Here is a 581-nt window from a genome sequence, read left to right as displayed (position 1 = left end):
GGCGAAAAGAGTTTCGCGAAGGCAAGATTGTGGCTGATAAACGTAAAAAGTTGACTGAAGCTTCTAACAAGCAAGAAAAGGAGCTTTCCAGAATTAAGCGGCTGGAAGCGGAGAATAAAAAGCTGAAGCAGGAGCTTGATCTAGTAAAAAAGTGGCAGCGGTTTCTTGCGGAGGAACATCAGCAAGATATCGATTTATCAAGAGATTCGGAATAGAGCTAGGAATTAAAAATCTGGCTTTTTGGCTTGGTGTGTCGCGAAGCGGCTATTACGATTGGTTGAAGCGTGAGCCCTCGAATCGAGCCTGTGAAGATAGAGCGCTGAAGATCGAGATACAGAAAATCTACGACAAAGTAGAAGGACGCTATGGTAGTCCTAGGGTCTGGAAGGAGCTACAAAAGCAGGGTGTTGCGACTAGCAAGAAGCGTGTAGCACGTCTCATGCAGGAATTGGGATTAATAGCCCGAGTAACGCGAGTGACGTACAGAGCGCCGGGCATGAGGCGCTTTCTTTCCTCTGGCGAGAACCTAAGATCGGACGGCGCACTGCCAGATCAAAAAAACAAAGTGTGGGTCGCTGATG

General features: G+C 47.7%; 2 protein-coding genes. Both read left to right on the top strand.

Going from position 1 to position 581, the window contains the following annotated elements; genetic code table 11:
* On the top strand, window positions 1-215 hold a 215-nt coding region (locus O9X78_RS20825), incomplete at its 5' end, for a hypothetical protein (RefSeq protein ID WP_269621600.1).
* A gap of 35 nt (window positions 216-250) precedes the next feature.
* A partial coding sequence (locus O9X78_RS20820) for an IS3 family transposase (protein WP_269621599.1) occupies window positions 251-581 on the top strand: 331 nt, incomplete at its 3' end.

Origin of the sequence: Zhongshania aquatica, from assembly GCF_027257955.1 — a bacterium.
GTDB classification, from domain to species: domain Bacteria; phylum Pseudomonadota; class Gammaproteobacteria; order Pseudomonadales; family Spongiibacteraceae; genus Spongiibacter; species Spongiibacter aquatica.
This window is presented reverse-complemented; position numbering and strand designations above follow the sequence as displayed.